At 67.4% G+C, this 16,907-nt stretch carries 12 protein-coding genes; 7 read left to right on the top strand and 5 right to left on the bottom strand.

The genetic code is table 11. The features are described from left to right. The first annotated feature begins 190 nt into the window (after window positions 1-190). Complete coding sequence (locus tag IM760_RS04185) at window positions 191-4,408, top strand: InlB B-repeat-containing protein (RefSeq protein WP_204427271.1); 4,218 nt, start codon at window positions 191-193, stop codon at window positions 4,406-4,408. 114 nt (window positions 4,409-4,522) lie between these two features. Here the strand turns inward: IM760_RS04185 and IM760_RS04180 are convergent, their stop codons facing one another. From IM760_RS04180 to purL, 3 genes are all read right to left on the bottom strand, one after another. Next, window positions 4,523-4,846 (bottom strand): YqfO family protein, encoded by a 324-nt coding sequence (locus IM760_RS04180; protein ID WP_204427270.1) that lies wholly within the window; start codon window positions 4,844-4,846, stop codon window positions 4,523-4,525. Window positions 4,847-4,879: 33 nt separating this feature from the next. Further along, window positions 4,880-5,587 carry a PaaI family thioesterase gene (locus IM760_RS04175; RefSeq protein WP_204427269.1) on the bottom strand — a complete coding sequence of 236 codons (708 nt, stop codon included), beginning with the start codon at window positions 5,585-5,587 and terminating at the stop codon, window positions 4,880-4,882. Window positions 5,588-5,715: 128 nt separating this feature from the next. Further along, a complete protein-coding gene (purL, locus tag IM760_RS04170) occupies window positions 5,716-9,603 on the bottom strand; it encodes a phosphoribosylformylglycinamidine synthase (protein ID WP_204427268.1) in 3,888 nt (1,295 codons plus the stop codon). A 267-nt stretch (window positions 9,604-9,870) separates the two neighbouring features. Between purL and mltF the strand changes: the two genes are divergently transcribed. Continuing rightward, complete coding sequence (gene mltF, locus IM760_RS04165) at window positions 9,871-11,307, top strand: membrane-bound lytic murein transglycosylase MltF (RefSeq protein ID WP_204427267.1); 1,437 nt, start codon at window positions 9,871-9,873, stop codon at window positions 11,305-11,307. Window positions 11,308-11,424: 117 nt separating this feature from the next. Here mltF and tadA read toward each other — a convergent pair whose 3' ends face one another. Further along, complete coding sequence (tadA, locus tag IM760_RS04160; protein ID WP_204427266.1) at window positions 11,425-11,907, bottom strand: tRNA adenosine(34) deaminase TadA; 483 nt, start codon at window positions 11,905-11,907, stop codon at window positions 11,425-11,427. Window positions 11,908-12,104: 197 nt separating this feature from the next. Here tadA and purT point away from each other — a divergent pair, with 197 nt between their 5' ends. Both purT and IM760_RS04150 read left to right on the top strand, forming a co-directional pair. After that, on the top strand, window positions 12,105-13,286 hold the full coding sequence (gene purT / locus IM760_RS04155; protein ID WP_204427265.1) for a formate-dependent phosphoribosylglycinamide formyltransferase: 1,182 nt from the start codon (window positions 12,105-12,107) through the stop codon (window positions 13,284-13,286). A gap of 81 nt (window positions 13,287-13,367) precedes the next feature. After that, window positions 13,368-13,769 (top strand): NINE protein, encoded by a 402-nt coding sequence (locus IM760_RS04150; protein ID WP_204427264.1) that lies wholly within the window; start codon window positions 13,368-13,370, stop codon window positions 13,767-13,769. 70 nt (window positions 13,770-13,839) lie between these two features. Here the strand turns inward: IM760_RS04150 and IM760_RS04145 are convergent, their stop codons facing one another. Continuing rightward, the gene (locus IM760_RS04145) at window positions 13,840-14,223 is read right to left on the bottom strand and encodes a DoxX family protein (RefSeq protein ID WP_204427263.1); all 384 of its coding nucleotides are present in this window, start codon (window positions 14,221-14,223) and stop codon (window positions 13,840-13,842) included. A gap of 237 nt (window positions 14,224-14,460) precedes the next feature. On the opposite strand from IM760_RS04145, the gene IM760_RS04140 reads away from it, so the two are divergent. From IM760_RS04140 to IM760_RS04130, 3 genes are read left to right on the top strand one after another with little or no spacing between them, the layout of a single operon-like run. Further along, window positions 14,461-15,069, top strand: coding sequence for a TetR/AcrR family transcriptional regulator (locus tag IM760_RS04140; protein WP_204427262.1), 609 nt, complete (start codon window positions 14,461-14,463; stop codon window positions 15,067-15,069). Beyond that, window positions 15,066-15,497: a PaaI family thioesterase gene (locus tag IM760_RS04135; RefSeq protein ID WP_204427261.1), complete on the top strand. Its 432-nt coding sequence runs from the start codon at window positions 15,066-15,068 to the stop codon at window positions 15,495-15,497. Before IM760_RS04140 ends, IM760_RS04135 begins: the two co-directional genes overlap by 4 nt. A gap of 10 nt (window positions 15,498-15,507) precedes the next feature. Continuing rightward, on the top strand, window positions 15,508-16,905 hold the full coding sequence (locus IM760_RS04130) for an MATE family efflux transporter (protein WP_204427260.1): 1,398 nt from the start codon (window positions 15,508-15,510) through the stop codon (window positions 16,903-16,905). The last annotated feature ends 2 nt before the right edge of the window (window positions 16,906-16,907 follow it).

Genomic DNA, 16,907 nt, shown 5'->3' with positions numbered 1-16,907 from the left:
CAGCGGTCCTGATATCTACGAACAAAGTCGTATCCGTTAACATTCGCAATAAATGGCAGATACACTTCGTCACAAAAGCCGCTTAACCTATCCCCAATAACGTCGATAACGACTTTAGACCGGGGGCGCTGGAAGGCGCCCCTTAGCCGATAGCGCTGGCGTGGGAACGCCAATTCCGGGGGAACCTTTCGTGACCGTCCTGTCCTTTGCCCGACGCGGCCTGTCCGCGTTGCTGGTGGCCGCTGCGTGCCTGATCGCCCAGGCCGCCACCGCCCAAACCTTCAGTGCCGCCAACTGGGAAGCCTTCGCCGCCCTGGATACCGGCTCGCCCAATAACCAGGTGCGCGCCATGGCCGAGTATCAGGGCGAGCTGTACGTCGGCGGCACCTTCGCCCAGGTCGGCGGCCAGCAGGTCTACTACGTGGCCCGCTGGAACGGCTACCAGTGGGAGAAGCTGGGCGATGGCGTCAACAACGCGGTCTACGCCATGACCGTGTACGACGGCAAACTGATCGTCGGCGGCTCCTTCACCACCGCCAGTGGCGTCAGTGCCTCGCGCATCGCCAGTTGGGACGGTGCGCAATGGGCGCCCCTGGGCGACGGGTTCGATTCCAGCGTGGTGGACCTGACCGTCTACAACGGCGAGCTGATCGTCGGTGGTATTTTCACCCAAGCCGGGGGCCAGCCCGCCAATCGCATCGCCCGCTGGGACGGCAGCCAGTGGCACGGCATGGGCGGCCCGGACCACGGCACCGTTAACTCGCTGTCGGAATACAACGGCGATCTGGTCGTGGCGGGCTCTTTTTATATGGTCAACGGCCAGAACTACAACTACATCGTGCGCTGGAACGGCAGCGAGTGGTCTGGTTTCGGCGACGGCACGAACACCACGGTGACCGATGCCGTGGTGTTTCAGGGCAAGCTTTACGCCACCGGCTCATTTACCGCCGCCGGGGGCACTGCGGCGAATTACATGGCGGTCTGGGATGGCAACACCTGGTCCGCGGTCGGCGGCGGCCTGTCCGATGCCGGTTACTCGCTGTACGCGGACAACGACAAACTCTATGTCGGCGGTTCCTTCGAAGCCGCCGGCGGCGTCAGTTCCCTGGGCATCGCCGCCTGGGACGGTAGCCAATGGAGCACCGTGGGCGATGGGCTCGGCCTCTACGCCGGGTCGGTGATTCGTCTCTATCGCATCACCAAGTTCAACAACGAAATCGTGGTGGGCGGCCTGCTCGATAAAAACGGCGCCATTAATCTGGTGCGCCTGAACAATGGCGCCGAGTGGCGAGGCTTCGAGTCCGCGTTCCTGGACGGCCCGGTCCATGCGATCCATCGCCAGGACAACGATCTGATCGTCGCCGGGGCTTTCACTCATATTGTCGGGGTATCGGTCAATCGGATCGCGCGTTGGGATGGCGGCACGTGGCAGGCCCTGGGCGGAGGATTCAACGGCACGGTGCGGGCCCTGGCAACCTTCAACAATGAACTCTACGCCGGCGGCGACTTCAGCGAAGCGGATGGCAATCCCGCCGCCGGTGTCGCCCGCTGGGACGGCCAGCAATGGCAGCCCCTGGGTAGCGGCGTCAACGGTACCGTGCGTGCCTTCCAGGTCTGGCGTGACCAGCTCTATATAGGCGGTGATTTCACCCAGGCCGGCGGCGCTCCCACCACCCTGCTCGCCGCTTGGACCGGAAGCACCTGGGCGGGTCTCAATCTCACCGGGCTGTCCGGTGAGTTGCTTGACCTGGAAGTGCATCAGGATATCCTGTTTCTTGCCGGGAATATTCAGTTCCATGGCAGCGACATGAATCTGGTCGCGTACCCTGGCACCGGTAGCTATGGTTCCTTTCCCGGTATTCCGGAAGTTGACCGCTTCACCGCCCTGGCGCTCTACCAGGACCAGCTGATGGTGTTCGCTCCAGACGCCAACGCCACCGCCAGCCACGCCTATGTCTTTAACGGCACGGACTGGGAAGAACCGCTGCCGGATGCAACCACCCCCGCCATTTACTCCGCCGTCGAGTTCAAGGATCTGTTGTTCGCCGCCGGCGACACCGGTCTGTACGTGTACGACGGCGACAACTGGCAACGGCCGGAGCCGGGCATTACCGAGGCGGTCAACGCCCTGGGCGTCGGCGGCGACCAGCTCTATGTGGGTGGCGCGTTCAACGCGGTGGGTAACCAGCCGACCCAAAACCTGGCAATCTTGAGCCCCAACATAGGCATCACCTTCGACACGCAAACCGGTCAGAGCGACACCGTTTTCTACTTCGCCGACACCACCGTCAGTCTGCCCGCCGCGCCCACCCGCGAAGGCCACACCTTCACGGGCTGGAACACGCAAGCCGACGGTACCGGCACCGGCTATACCGACACCCTGACCGTGACGCAATCGGCCGCCACGCTGTACGCTCAGTGGCAAACCAACTCGTACACGGTCAGCTTCGATACCAACGGCGGCGAGGCCCTGAATGATCTGGCGGTGGATTTCGGGGATACCATTGCCGCGCCCACGCCGACCCGCGCCGGTTATACCTTCCTCGGCTGGCAGCCAGCCCTGCCGGAAACCATGCCCGCCAACGACCTCAGCGTCACCGCCCAATGGCAGGCGCTGCCCGAATACACCGCCACCGCGGTACTGAATGGCGACGGCCAGATCACCCCGGCCAGCCAGACCCTTTATGTCAATGAAACCGCCAGCTTCGAGTTGAGCCTGGCCAACCCGTCCGACTATGTGGTGGTGGGCGGTGATTGCGGCGCGTTGCGAAACGGCAACACGGTGACCACTCAGCCACTGACCGCCGACTGCACCCTGACCATCGCCATCTATCCGTCCACCGAAGCGGAGAAGGACAGCGAGGCCCCGCTGGCCAGTGCCGAAGGCGTTAGCTTCCGTTTGCAAGGCGGTGCGGGCGACAAAGCTCTCTCGTCCGTCTACCGCATGCGCGCCGGCGTTGACGAGCCCCTGTTCGGCGACGACGCGGATACCCTGCTGACCCTCAACGAGGACGGCAGCTACACCTTCGTCGCCGAACGGACCGGTCGTTATACCCTGCTGTTCAGCGACGCCGTGTCCGGTGAAATCACCGAGGTGACCATCGATGTGCTGCCCTACCTGGCGTTCGCCAGCAGCCACCGCCGCGCCCTGCGCGACGACACCAGCGGCCTGACCGTCTGGCTGAGCGACGAACCCATCGAGTACCCGGTCACCGCCACCCTGAACGGCAGCGGCATGGGCTTCGAAACCCAGACGGTGAGCCTGTTCGAGAACGACGCGCGGCGCCTGGAACTGGCCGTGCCCACCGGCGCCGGCGACAGCGCCGCTCTGGAACTCAGCGATCTGGACGGCGCCCTGGCCGGCAACCCGGTCCAGCAGGCGCTGACCCTGCAAAGCGACCCGCTGCCGCTGTCGTTGCGGCTCACCGTGACCCAGGGGCTGCTCATGGACACCCGGGTGGTGGGTCTCGACAGAGGCACCGTTATCCTGAGCCTGGATGCCGGCAACGCGCAGGTCGAGCAGTACGACTGGCAGGCGGAAGGCCTGCCGCTGGACAGCAATGGCAACCAGGCCGCCTTCAATCTGGAAACGCTGGAACCCGGCAGCTACGAGGTCAAGGTGACCGCCACCACCGCCGATAGCCAGGGCGTGGCGCTGGCCACCCTGCAGGTGGTGGAAACCTGCCCGACGGAAGGCTGCTATGCCCTGGCGCAGCGCGTGCCCCCGTCCGCCAACCCGTTCGCCGATGAGGCGCACCGCCTGGCGTTGTGCCCGGGCAGCCGGGTGTCACTGTGCGACGGCGAGGACAACGCCTATCTGGAAACCGCCGGCCCGTTCCGGCTGGCCCTGGGCGCCACCAGCAGCAATCAGTCCTGGGCCAGCGGCGAGTTCGGCCTGGGCGTCAGCGATGCCTCCCTGCCCGGGGACAGCGCCTACCTGCACCAGGGCGTGGCGGTCGACTTCGAGATCCAGGCGCTCAACCAGCCCGGCGAAACCGTGCCGGTGGCGATTCCGCTGGTGGGCGAGGCGGTGATCCCGGCCGGCGCGGTATGGCGCAAGTACCTGAACGGCGGCTGGCATCTGTTCCTGGAGGACGAGTTCAACCAGCTGCACAGTGCGCCGAAGAACGGCCTGGGCCTGTGCCCGGTGGTATCGGCGGACAGCTGGACGCCGGGCCTCACTGAGGGCGACGCCTGCGTGCGGCTGCTGATCCAGGACGGCGGCCCCAACGACGCGGACGGTCTCGCCGACGGCGTGATCCGGGATCCGGGTACGCTGGCGGTGAAGCGCGCCGACGACAAAGGCCGCCCCGAGGATCTGTGGGGAGGCGGTGGCGCCGCCGGTGGACTGATGGTGGGTCTGCTAGGCCTGCTGGCGCTGCGGCGCCGGCGGGTGGGCGCCGCTTGAAACGGAAGGTTTGATCGCGGTTACGGCGGTCCGCCGCCCGGCCGCTCCGGCAACCGGCTGATCGCGGCTAAAGCCCTTTCCACGGAAGCTCCGTAGGAGCGGCTTTAGCCGCGATCAGCCGGGCAGGTCCTCGAGCCGCCACAGATCGATGGCGGGTTCTTCGTAGGGATGGGCAAGACGCAGGGCGCTGAGGGCCGCTTTCAGGTGGTCGTCGGTGCAGATCATCTCGACGCGGAACTCGTCCACGGTCTCGACCTTATCGTGCTCGCCAAGATGGGGATGGCTGCCTTCCAGAGGCCGGAACTGCCCCTGCCCCCGTACCTGAAAACTGCAACGGTCATAGTTGCCGATGCGACCGGCGCCGGCCTCGAAGACCGCGGTCTTGACCGCCTCGGCGTGGTCTTCCGGTACGTAGAAGCAGAGCTTGTAGACGGTCATGATGGCCTCCTGTCGTTACGGTTGCCCGTGGCGTCAGGCCGGCTGGTCGGCCTCCGCCAGATGCACGAAGCGGTCACGCAGGCGGTAATCGCCCCGGGCGGAAATCCAGATACCGGTGGCTTCCACCGTCTGGGTGTCGCCGGCGAACACCTTCGCCTCGGTGAACAGCTTACGCCCTTCCAGACGGTTCACACGGGCCTCGAAGCGGATCTCCGTATTCAGCGGCGTGGGCGCCAGATAGCGAATATTGAGCGTGCCGGTCATGCCCAGGCCGGTGACGAAATCCTGGGTCTTGGCCATCAGCATGTCCAGGGCCAGGGCCAGCACGCCGCCGTGCACCTTCCCCGGCGGGCCCATGAAAACCCGCCCGAAGGTGGCGCTGCCGCGCACCGTGTCGCCGTCCACCCACAGGGTCATGGGCGGCGACAACGGGCTGGCCGGCCCGGACAGGATTTCGAACTCGGCCATGTCCAGGGCGTCCTGACGGCTGCCCTGGCCGGTGATCAGCCGGCCCAGGATATCGCGCATGCTGCGGTGGCCGTGGCCTTCCAGCTGCTCGCGCAGCGCCCGCGCCTGGGCGGTGTAATCGGCCAGCGCCGCCTCGTCCGCGTCCAGCCGCACCAGTTGTTCACTGATCGCCAGCAACTCCCGGGCCAGCGCCCGGCGCTGCTCGGAGACCGGGGTCGGCTCGGGGGACTCGCCGATGGGGAGGTCGAAATAGTTATAGGTTTGATCGGTCATTCGGACTTCCATACGGGAAGAAAGTGAAAAGTTTAAAGTTAAAAGTTGAAACGCGGTTGGGGGCAGTGCCGAAGGCAAGGCCTTGCCCGCGCTTTTTAACTTTCAACTTTTAACTTTTAACTGAATTTTTATCCAACCCACTTCCGCGCGTTGGCGAACATCCGGAACCAGGGGCCGTTTTCAAAGCGGCGCCAGTCGTCCGGAATCCAGCTGTTCTGCAGCACCCGGAATACCCGCTCCGGGTGCGGCATCATGATGGTCACGCGGCCGTCGCGGGTGGTGAAGCCGGTGGCGCCACGGGCGGAGCCGTTGGGGTTGGCCGGATACTGTTCCGCCGGGTTGCCCAGGGTGTCCACGAAGCGCATCGCCAGCAGGCGTTGCTCCTCATTGCGGTTCAGGGCGTCGTCGCTGATCTCCACCCGGCCTTCGCCATGGGCCACGGCGATGGGCAGGCGGGTGCCGGCCATGTCGCGCAGCAGGATGGACGGCGAATCCTGCACCTCCACCAGGGAGGTGCGTGCCTCGAACTGCTCGCTCAGGTTGCGCACGAAGCGCGGCCAGTGTTCCGCCCCGGGGATCAGGTCCTTGAGGTTGGAGAGCATCTGACAGCCGTTGCAGACGCCCAGGGCGAAGGTGTCCTCGCGGAAGAAGAAGCGGTTGAAGGCGTCGCGCAGGCCCTCGTTGTAGAGCACCGACTTGGCCCAGCCCTCGCCGGCGCCCAGCACGTCGCCGTAGGAGAAGCCGCCACAGGCCACCAGGCCCTTCATGTCGGCCAGATCCACCCGGCCGGCGAGCAGGTCGCTCATGTGCACGTCCACGGCACGGAAGCCGGCCCGGTCGAAGGCGGCGGCCATTTCCATGTGGCCGTTGACGCCCTGCTCGCGGAGCACGGCGATGGCCGGTCGCGCGCCCGTGTTGATGTAAGGCGCCGCCACATCCTCGCTCATGTCGAAGGTGAGCCGCACGTTCAGGCCCGGGTCATTGGAATCGGGCACGGCGTCGAATTCCTGGCGGGCGCAATCCGGGTTGTCGCGCAGCGCCTGGATGCGGTAGCTGGTTTCCGACCACAGCCGCTGCAGGCCCCAGCGCGGACGCTCGCGCAGCACCGCGCCGCCCAGACGCAGGCGCATCACGTCGTCGTCGTTGGGGGTGCCCACGTGATGCACGCAGCCGGCCAGGCCGGCGTCCTCGTAACGGGCGCGCACCGCGTCCACGTCCTCGGCGCGCACCTGGATCACCGCGCCGGCTTCCTCGGCGAACAGGGCCGCCACCGCTTCCGGGCCGTCGCCGGCGATGTTGTCGAGCACGATGTCGATGCCCACCCGACCGGCGAAGGCCATCTCCGCCAACGTGGTGAACAGGCCGCCGTCGGAACGGTCGTGGTAGGCCAGCAGACGGCCCTCGGCGAGCAGCGCCTGGGTGGTGTCGAAGAAGGCGATCAGATCCTGGGGATCATCCACGTCCGGGGCCTCGTCCCCGACCTGGCCGTACACCTGGGCCAGCGCCGAGCCGCCCAGCCGGTCCTGGCCACGGCCCAGGTCGATCAGCAGCAGCTCGCTGTCCATGCCGGTGCGGATCTGCGGCGTGGCGGTCAGCCCGATGTCGGTGACGGTGGCGAAGCCGGAGACGATCAGCGACAGCGGCGCGGTGACGCTTTTCTCGATGCCGCGCTCCTGCCACAGGGTGCGCATGGAGAGAGAGTCCTTGCCCACCGGAATGGCGATGCCCAGGGCCGGGCACAGCTCCATGCCCACCGCCTTGACGGTGTCGAACAGGGCCTGGTCCTCGCCGGGGTGGCCGGCGGCGGCCATCCAGTTGGCGGACAGGCGGATATTGGCCAGCGAGCCGATGTGGGCGGCGGCCAGATTGGTGAGCGTCTCGGCCACCGCCATGCGGCCGGCGGCGGGGGCGTTGACCAGGGCCGCCGGGGTGCGCTCGCCCATGGCCATGGCCTCACCGGTGCGCTGGTTATAGCCGGTGGCGGTGACGGCGCAATCGGCCACCGGCACCTGCCAGGGGCCAACCATCTGGTCGCGGTGCACCAGGCCGGTCACCGAGCGGTCGCCGATGGTGATCAGGAAGCTCTTGGAGGCCACCGTGGGCAGACGCATGACCCGCTCGATGGCGTCCTTCAGTTTGATGCCCTTGGTGCTGAACGGGCGGCGCTCGAAGTCCTCGCGATCAAAGGCGCGCTGCATTTTCGGCGGCTTGCCGAACAGCACGTCCATGGGCAGGTCCACCGGCGCGTCGCCGAAGTGCTCGTCGCCCACCCGCAGGTGTTCCTCGGTGGTGGCCTCGCCAAGCACCGCGAACGGCGCCCGCTCCCGGTCGCACAGGGCGCTGAAGCGCTCCAGATCCTCCGGCAGCACCGCCAGCACGTAGCGTTCCTGGGCCTCGTTGCACCAGATTTCCACCGGGCTCATGCCGGGTTCGGCGCTGGGCACCTTGCGCAGCTCCAGCCGCGCGCCCCGGTCGTGGTCGTGGACCAGTTCCGGCAGTGCGTTGGACAGGCCGCCGGCGCCCACGTCGTGCACCGAGACGATGGGGTTGTCGTCGCCCAGGGCCCAGCAGCGGTCGATCACTTCCTGCACCCGGCGTTCGATTTCCGGGTTGCCGCGCTGCACCGAGGCGAAGTCCAGGGTCTCGTCGGATTCACCGCTGGCCATGGAACTGGCGGCACCGCCGCCCAGGCCGATCAGCATGGCCGGGCCGCCCAGCACGATCACCTTGGCGCCGTCGGGAATCTCGTTCTTGTGCACATGCCCGTCGCGCACGTTGCCCAGGCCACCGGCGATCATGATCGGCTTGTGGTAGCCACGGCGCTCCTCGCCGTTGATGCCCGGCGCCTGCAGTTCCAGGGTGCGGAAGTAGCCGCACAGGTTGGGGCGGCCGAATTCGTTGTTGAAGGCGGCGCCGCCCAGGGGGCCGTCGATCATGATGTCCAGGGGCGAGGCGATGCGGTCCGGGCGGCCGTAGTCGTCTTCCCAGGGCTGCTCGAAGCCGGGGATGCGCAGGTTGGACACCGAGAAGCCGGTGAGCCCGGCCTTGGGCTTGCCGCCGCGACCGGTGGCGCCCTCGTCGCGGATCTCACCGCCGGCGCCGGTGGCCGCGCCCGGGTGCGGGGCGATGGCGGTGGGATGGTTATGAGTCTCCACCTTCATCAGCATGTGCACCGGCTCGTTGACGTAGCGGTATTCCTGCTCGCCGTTCTGGTCCACCGGGAAGAAGCGGTCCGCCACCGGCCCTTCCACCACCGCCGCGTTGTCGCTGTAGGCGCTGAGCACGCCGTCCGGGGCGTGCTTGTGGGTGTTGCGGATCATCGCGAACAGGCTCAGCGGCTGGGCCTCGCCGTCGATGGTCCAGTCGGCGTTGAAGATCTTGTGGCGGCAATGCTCGGAGTTGGCCTGGGCGAACATCATCAGCTCGGCGTCCGAGGGGTTGCGGCCCAGGGCGGTGAAGCGCTCCACCAGGTAGTCGATCTCGTCGTCCGCCAGGGCCAGGCCCAGGGCGCCGTTGGCCTCGGCCAGGGCCTCGCGGCCGCCGCCGATCACGTCCACCGTGGTCAGCGGCCGGGGCTGATGGTGGGTGAACAGACGGTCGGCGTCCTCCACCCGGTCCAGCACCGCTTCCACCATGCGGTCGTGCAGGGCGGCGGCCAGCTCCCGGCGCGGCACTTCGCCGTCCAGCCGCAGCCGGTACTCGACGCCGCGCTCCACCCGTACCACCTTGTCCAGGCCGGCGTTGTGGCAGATGTCGGTGGCCTTGGACGACCAGGGCGATACCGTGCCCGGCCGCGGCACAACCACGAAGATGTCCCCGTCCACCGCCGTCTCTTCCAGGCTGGGGCCGTAGTGCAGCAGGCTGTCCAGCACCCGCCGTTCCCGTTCGTCGAGATCGGCGCTCACTTCCACGAAGTGCACATAGCGGGCGGACAGCGCCGCCACCTGGGGCAGGGCTTCCAGCAGTTTTTCCTTACGAAAGGCGGACAGCGCCGGGCTACCTGGGAGGATCAGCATAGGATCGGCTTTTTCCATCGATGACTGTGGGTAAACGGGGAGACGACGGAGCCAAGGGCTCCAAGGGCCGCAATGATAAGGGATGGAGGGCGGAATTCCTATTCGCCGAACCGCCGGTTGTGGGGCGGGTCATAGGGTGCGCCAATGGGGCCAATACATCTTTGGTTACCCCTCGAGAGAACGGATTTGCTGGATTTTTAAGCACTTGCCATGCAAAATTCCGCCCGCATTACGTGATTGGGATCACAACCGGAGACCCTGCACGGCATGACCACACTGCTTAAACCCTCTCTTTTCCAAGGGGGTCGCCACAGTCTGGCCAGGCATTTGCTGGCCCCGCTCGCCCTGCTGGTGATCGTGGCGGCCACCATGGCTCTGCGCCCCGCCCCCACCGCCCTGGAACGCATCCAGGCGCGGGGCGAGCTCGTCGTGGCCACGCGCCCCTCCCTGACCACCGTCTACCGGGACTCCAACGGCCTCACCGGCATGGAGTACGAACTGGCCAAGGGCTTCGCCGAGCGCCTGGGCGTGGAGCTGACCCTGCTCAAGGTGGACAGCACTGCCGCCCTGCGCAAGGCGGTGCGCGGTGGCCGCGCCGACCTGGCCGCCGCCGCCCTGCTGGCCGGCGAGGACGGCAGCCAGGGCCTGCGCTACAGCACCCCCTATCAGATCGTCGACACCCTGGTGATGTACCGGCTGGGCAGCGCCCGACCCACCGCCCTCGCCGACCTGGCCGGCAAGACCGTGGTGCTGCGCGCCGGCAGCCGCCACGCCGAGATGCTCGCCCGGGCCCGCGCCGAACACCCGGACCTGGACTTCAAGGTGGTGGAAAAAGGCTCCGCCGAGCAGGTGCTGACCCTGCTGGAACAGGGCGAGGCGGATTACGGCCTGGTCAACTCCAACGCCTACGCCATGCACCGGGCCCTGTTCCCGGACCTGGCCTCCGGCTTCACCCTGAACCGGGATCAGGGGCTGGCCTGGGCGTTCAACGACGGCGGCGACCGCACCCTCTATCTGGCGGCCCAGCGCTACCTGACCCAGGTAAAGGCGGACGGCACCGCCGAGCGCCTGGCCCAGCGCTTCTATGGGCAGATGGAGCAGATGGATCTGTACTCCGCGCGCAGTTTCATCCGCCATCTGGACGACCGCCTGCCCAACTACACCGCGGACTTCCGTCAGGCCGCCGACAGCGCCGGGTTCGACTGGCGTCTGCTGGCCGCCATGGCCTACCAGGAATCCCTGTGGGACGCCCAGGCCATCTCCCCCACCGGGGTCGAGGGCCTGATGATGCTGACCACCCGCACCGCCCGGGAAATGGGCGTCAGCGACCGCACCGACCCGGCCCAGAGCATCCGCGCCGGCGCCGGCTACCTGCGCCAGCTGCACGACCGGGTGCCGGACCGCATCCAGGAACCGGACCGCACCTGGATGGCCCTGGCCGCCTACAACATGGGCATGGGCCACCTGGAAGACGCCCGCGTGCTGACCCAGCGCCAGGGCGGCGACCCGGACCGCTGGGCGGACGTGAAAACCCGCCTGACCCTGCTCGACCACCCGGCCTACGTGAACCAGCTGCGGTACGGCGCCGCCCCCGGCGGCCAGGCGGCGGTGTACGTGCGCCACATCCGCCATTACTACGACCTGCTGGTGCGCGCCGACAATTCCGAGCGGCACGGCCAGACCCTGGTGGCGGCCAGCGAATAATCCCCAAGGAATATCGCGGCTGAAGCCGCTCCTACCGCCTCCTTTCCACCGTAGGAGCGGCTTCAGCCGCGATATGCGCCCGCCGCCCCGGCAGGAGCGACCCGGCGGCGTTCCGCTTTAGCCGCGATCTGGCCCGCGATCCGCGTCCCGGACCCGCCGCTCCCGGAAGAAATCCCGCAGCAACCCGGCGGCCCGTTCCGCCGCCACGCCGCTCACCACCTCCACCCGATGGTTGTAGAAGGTCCGCTCCGGCAGGCCCAGCTGGCTCTCGCAGACGCCGGCGCGGGGCTCCCGGGCGCCGTACACCAGACGCGCGATGCGGGCGTGCATCAGGGCGCCGAAACACATGGTGCAGGGCTCGATGGTCACGTACAGGGTGGCGCCGGGCAGCCGGTAATTGCCCTGGCGGGCGGCGGCATCACGCAGCGCATTGACCTCGGCATGGCCGGTGGGGTCGTGGGCGCCGATGGGCCGGTTCCAGCCCTCTCCCAGTAGCTGGCCGTCGCGCACCACCAGCGCCCCCACCGGCACCTCGCCCTCGGCCCCGGCCCGCTCCGCCAGCGCCAACGCCCGGTCCATCCAATACTCGTCGTCGCCCATGAATTGGTTTCCTCGTTCAACGAGGGCCATAGTAGGAGCGGCTTCAGCCGCGATCAAAGCGCTTTCGCGCTTTCGCGGCTAAAGCCGGCCCTCCAGCGGCTCGAGAGCTTGCCGCTTGTCGCCCGCTTTCCGCTACAATCGTCCCTCACCCGCCGCGCGCCCGCGGCGACCCTTCGCGACATTGAGGAGCCGCCACCATGACGACTCTGGGCACCCCCTACGCCGACGGCGCCACCCGTGTATTGCTGCTGGGCTCCGGGGAACTGGGCAAGGAAGTCACCATCGAGCTGACCCGACTGGGCTGCGAGGTGATCGCCGTGGACCGTTACGACAATGCCCCGGCCATGCAGGTGGCCCACCGCCGCCATGTGATCAATATGCTCGACGCCGAAGCGGTGCGCGCCGTGGTGGAGCGGGAAAAACCCCACTACATCGTGCCCGAGATCGAGGCCATCGCCACCGATGAGCTGATCAAGCTCGAGGAGGAAGGCTTCCATGTGGTGCCCACCGCCCGCGCCGCCCGCCTGACCATGAACCGGGAAGGCATCCGCCGGCTGGCCGCCGAGGAACTGGGCCTGCCCACCTCGCCCTACCGCTTCGCCGGCGACAAGGACGAATATCTGGCGGCGGTGAAGGAAGTGGGTCTGCCGTGCGTGATCAAGCCGGTGATGTCCTCCTCCGGCAAGGGCCAGAGCCTGGTGAAAACCGAGCACGACATCGACGCCGCCTGGGACTACGCCCAGTCCGGCGGCCGTGCCGGCCAGGGCCGGGTGATCGTGGAAGGTTTCGTGGAATTCGAGTACGAGATCACCCTGCTCACCGTGCGTCACGTGGGCGGCACCAGTTTCTGCGCGCCCATCGGCCACCGCCAGGAAGACGGCGACTACCGGGAGTCCTGGCAGCCGCAGCCGATGAACGACGCCGCCCTGGTGGAGGCCGAGCGCCAGGCCCGCGCGATCACCGACGCTCTGGGCGGGCGCGGCCTGTTCGGCGTGGAGCTGTTCATCAAGGGCGATCAGGTGTGGTTCAGTGAGGTTTCGCCGCGTCCCCACGACACCGGCCTGGTGACACTGATGTCCCAGGATCTGTCCGAGTTCGCGCTGCACGCCCGGGCGATCCTGGGCCTGCCGGTGCCGCTGATCGAGCAGCGCGGCCCCAGCGCGTCGTCCGTGCTGCTGGTCAAGGGCGACTCCAGGAACATGCGCTACGGTGGTCTGGAAGAGGCGCTGGCCCAGCCGGACACCGACCTGCGCCTGTTCGGCAAGCCGGAAGTGAGCGGCAGCCGCCGGCTGGGCGTGGGCCTGGCCCGGGCGGACAGCGTGGAACAAGCGCGCGTGAAAGCGAACAAAGTGATCGCGGCCATCAAAGTGGATCTCTGAGATCCACCCGGCCCGTGGTTTAACGCCAGGCCCCAGGGTTTCACTCAAGGCCCCACGGTTTAACTCAAGGAGAGGTTATTCATGTATCGGGACACCCACAGCAAGATCATCGGCTACTGTCTGTGGATCTTCGGCTTCATGGGCGCGCACCGTTTCTATTACGGTCGCCAGATCACCGGCACCATCTGGTTCTTTACCCTGGGTCTGTTCTTTATCGGCTGGATCATCGACCTGTTCCTGATCCCGGGCATGGACCGGGACGCGGATCTGCGTTACCGCTCCGGGCCCACGGACTACAACATCGCCTGGATTCTGCTGACTTTCCTGGGCATCTTCGGTCTGCACCGCTTCTACCTGGGCAAGTGGATCACCGGCATTCTCTATCTGTTCACCGCCGGCCTGTTCGGCCTGGGGATTCTGTATGATTTCTGGACGCTGAACGGTCAGGTGAGCACCAAGAATATGATGCAGGGGTCGCTTTAGAGGGGCAGCCGCAAGCTACAAGCTTCAAGCAGGCACTGCCGGCTCATAGCTTGTAGCTTGAGGCTTGTAGCTAGTTCTTCATCGCGTACCGACCGGCGCCCAGGAAGCACAGCGCCACGGCGGTAAACAGGTACATGCCCTGCAGTTCAATGGCCCAGCCGCCGTTGCCGCCCAGGGCAAACACCTGCCCCATGTGCGCCAGCGCGATCGCCACCAGCATATTGCCGACGATGATCGCCGCGCCGATGCGGGTCTGGTAACCGATGATCACCATGATCGGCGCGATCACCTCCCCGATGAACACGCCATAGGCGAGAAAGCCGGGCAGGCCCACGCCCTGCAACATGCCGGCGATGCCGCCGACGCCATGCTGCAGCTTAAAAATGCCGTGCAGCAGAATCATGATCCCCAGGGCAAGGCGCAACACCAGTTTGCCCACGTCCGCGTTTTGCATGGTCTCTCCTTTCAAGGTTCCCAACCGAAGGCCGATCGCGCTCTATTGAACGGCTTTCCCTGGAAAAAGGAAAGCCGCCGGCCAGCGCTTGCGCCTATTTATGCACGATTGCGCGCCGCCCCCCTGTCGCTTCCCACCCCGGCGGATGTCCGAATCGCCCCTTGCCCGCGCCCGCAATTTGGATGATGATCATCATCAATAAATACATGACGACCGTCATTTAACCAGGAGCCCATCATGCGCGTCAGCAAGGAACAGGCCGCCGCCAACCGTGAACGCATCGTCGAACAGGCCGCCCGCCTGTTCCGCGAACGGGGCTTCGACGGCATCGGCGTGGCCGAACTGATGAACAACGCCGGCCTCACCCACGGTGGCTTTTACGGCCACTTCGAGTCCAAGGACCAACTGATGGCGGAGGCCTGTGAGCACGCCATCGGCGTCACCGGAAAGCGCTGGCGGAAACTGCTCGCCAGCGATGAAGGGCCCTCCATGGACGCCCTCGCCGGCCGCTATCTGTCCCGGCGCCACCGGGACCACCCGGGCGACGGCTGCGTGCTGGCCGCCCTGGCCGGCGAGGCAACCCGCCAGAGCCCGCCGGTGCGTGGCGCCTTCACCCGCAGCGTGCGCCGCTTTATCGATCTGATCGACGGCGCGCTGCCCGGCCGCCGGGCGGCCCTGCGCCGCCGCAAGGCGGTGGCCGCCACCGCCGCCATGGTCGGCGGCCTGATCCTGGCCCGGGCGGTGGACGACGACGCCCTGTCCCGGGAAATCCTCGACGCGGTGCACGCCGAACTGCCCGGCACCACCGCGCCCAAACCCTGCCCCCATTTAAAGGAATCGCCATGACCACGCTCTCCGACATGACCGGCCTGCAGGCCCTGCAGCATGCGCTTCAAAGCGACACCCACCGGGGCATCGGCCACACCATGGAATTCGCTTTGGTGGAACTGGAAGAAGGCCGGGTGGTGTTCGAAGGTCGGCCCACGGAAAAGGTCTACAACCCCATCGGCACCGTGCACGGCGGTTACGCCGCCACCCTGCTGGATTCCGCCTGCGGCTGCGCGGTGCACTCCACCCTGGACGCCGGCCAGGGCTACAGCACCGCCGAACTGAAAGTGGCCTACCACCGGGCCATAACCAAGGACACCGGCCCGGTGCGCGCCGAAGGCAAGGTGGTCACCAAGGGCCGGCGGCTGGCGTTCGCCGAAGCCCGGCTCACCGACGCCGCCGGCAAGCTGTACGCCAGCGCCACCTCCACCCTGATCCTTCTCTGAGGCACACGCCATGAGCCAGGCCGCCACCGCCCCGGCCGGCGCCCGCGCGCCGGCACGCACCCAGCGCATTCTGCACGGCCCGGTGCTGGCCACCCTGCTGGCCCTGGCCGCCCCCAATCTGGTGGTGATGCTGGCCCAGGCCACCGCCAACTTTCTGGAAAGCTACTACGTGGGTCTGCTGGGGGTGGACGCCCTGGCCGGCGCCGCCCTGGTGTTTCCGTTGGTGATGTTGATGATGATGATGTCCGCCGGCGGCATCGGCGGCGGCATCTCCTCGGCCATCGCCCGCGCCCTGGGCGCCGGTGACCACGAGCGCGCCGACGCCCTGGCGCTGCACGCGGCGGTGATCGCCACCGTTCTGGGCCTGCTCTGTTCGGCCCTGGTGATCCTGTTCGCGCGTCCGCTGTACGCCCTGCTCGGCGGCGAAGGCGCCGCCCTGGACGCGGCGGTGGCCTACTCCACCGCGCTGTTCTCCGGTGTCACCTTTCTGTGGTTGATGAACGGCCTGTCGGCGGTGCTGCGCGGCGCCGGCAATATGCGCGCCCCGGCCTGGGTGCTCACCGGTGGCGTGCCCGGTCTGCTGGTGCTGTCGCCGGCGCTGATCTTCGGCGTCGGCCCGTTGCCGGCGCTGGGCATCGTCGGCGCCGGTCTGGCGCTGGCGATTTACTACCTGGTCGCCACCCTGATCCTGCTGGCCGTGCTGGTACGCGGCCATGGCGGCGTGCGCCTGCGCCGGGGCGTGGCCCTTCGGCGCGACCTGTTCGCCGCCATTCTCGGCGTCGGCCTGTGGTCGTCGCTGAACACGGTGCTCTCCAACCTGTGCGTGATGGCCGCCACCTTCTTCGTGGCGCGCACCAGCATGGAGGCGCTGGCCGGCTTCGGGCTGGGCATTCGTATCGAGTACCTGCAGATTCCCATCGTGTTCGGCTTCGGCACCGCCCTGGTGGCCATGGTCGGCATGAACCTGGGCGCCGGCCAGGCCCACCGCGCCCGGCGCATCGCCTGGACCGGCGCGGCGGTGGCCTTTATCGCCACCGAGGCGGTGGGCCTGACCGCCGCCTTCTTTCCCGAACCCTGGCTGCGGCTGTTCACCGACGACGCCGAAGCCATCGCCACCGGCGCCCTCTACCTGCGCACCGTGGCCCCGGCCTACGGCTTCCTGGGCGTGGGTCTGGCTCTGTACTTCGCCAGCCAGGGCGCCGGACGCATGACCTGGCCGCTGCTCGGCAGTGCCGTGCGCCTGGGCATTCTGATCGCCGGCGGCAGCCTGATGGCCTGGTTGCGCCCCGGTGATCTGGCGGCGCTGTGCGCGGTGATGGTGGCGGCGCTGATCGGCATCGCCCTGGTCAATGGCCTGCCCTGGCTGCGTCAGCTGCCCGGCGGCCCGTTACTGAAACTGGTCCCTTAAAA

It is taken from the genome of Alloalcanivorax marinus (genome assembly GCF_016906305.1).
GTDB lineage: Bacteria > Pseudomonadota > Gammaproteobacteria > Pseudomonadales > Alcanivoracaceae > Alloalcanivorax > Alloalcanivorax marinus.
The sequence above is the reverse complement of the archived record's forward strand: the minus strand, read 5'-3'. Positions and strand labels throughout refer to the sequence as shown.

Coding starts and splice junctions, on each gene's coding strand:
- IM760_RS04180 (WP_204427270.1), bottom strand. CDS start 4,846: ATGACCGTCTACAAGCTCTGCTTCTACGTACCGGAAGACCACGCCGAG.
- IM760_RS04175 (WP_204427269.1), bottom strand. CDS start 5,587: ATGACCGATCAAACCTATAACTATTTCGACCTCCCCATCGGCGAGTCC.
- purL (WP_204427268.1), bottom strand. CDS start 9,603: ATGCTGATCCTCCCAGGTAGCCCGGCGCTGTCCGCCTTTCGTAAGGAA.
- mltF (WP_204427267.1), top strand. CDS start 9,871: ATGACCACACTGCTTAAACCCTCTCTTTTCCAAGGGGGTCGCCACAGT.
- tadA (WP_204427266.1), bottom strand. CDS start 11,907: ATGGGCGACGACGAGTATTGGATGGACCGGGCGTTGGCGCTGGCGGAG.
- purT (WP_204427265.1), top strand. CDS start 12,105: ATGACGACTCTGGGCACCCCCTACGCCGACGGCGCCACCCGTGTATTG.
- IM760_RS04150 (WP_204427264.1), top strand. CDS start 13,368: ATGTATCGGGACACCCACAGCAAGATCATCGGCTACTGTCTGTGGATC.
- IM760_RS04145 (WP_204427263.1), bottom strand. CDS start 14,223: ATGCAAAACGCGGACGTGGGCAAACTGGTGTTGCGCCTTGCCCTGGGG.
- IM760_RS04140 (WP_204427262.1), top strand. CDS start 14,461: ATGCGCGTCAGCAAGGAACAGGCCGCCGCCAACCGTGAACGCATCGTC.
- IM760_RS04135 (WP_204427261.1), top strand. CDS start 15,066: ATGACCACGCTCTCCGACATGACCGGCCTGCAGGCCCTGCAGCATGCG.
- IM760_RS04130 (WP_204427260.1), top strand. CDS start 15,508: ATGAGCCAGGCCGCCACCGCCCCGGCCGGCGCCCGCGCGCCGGCACGC.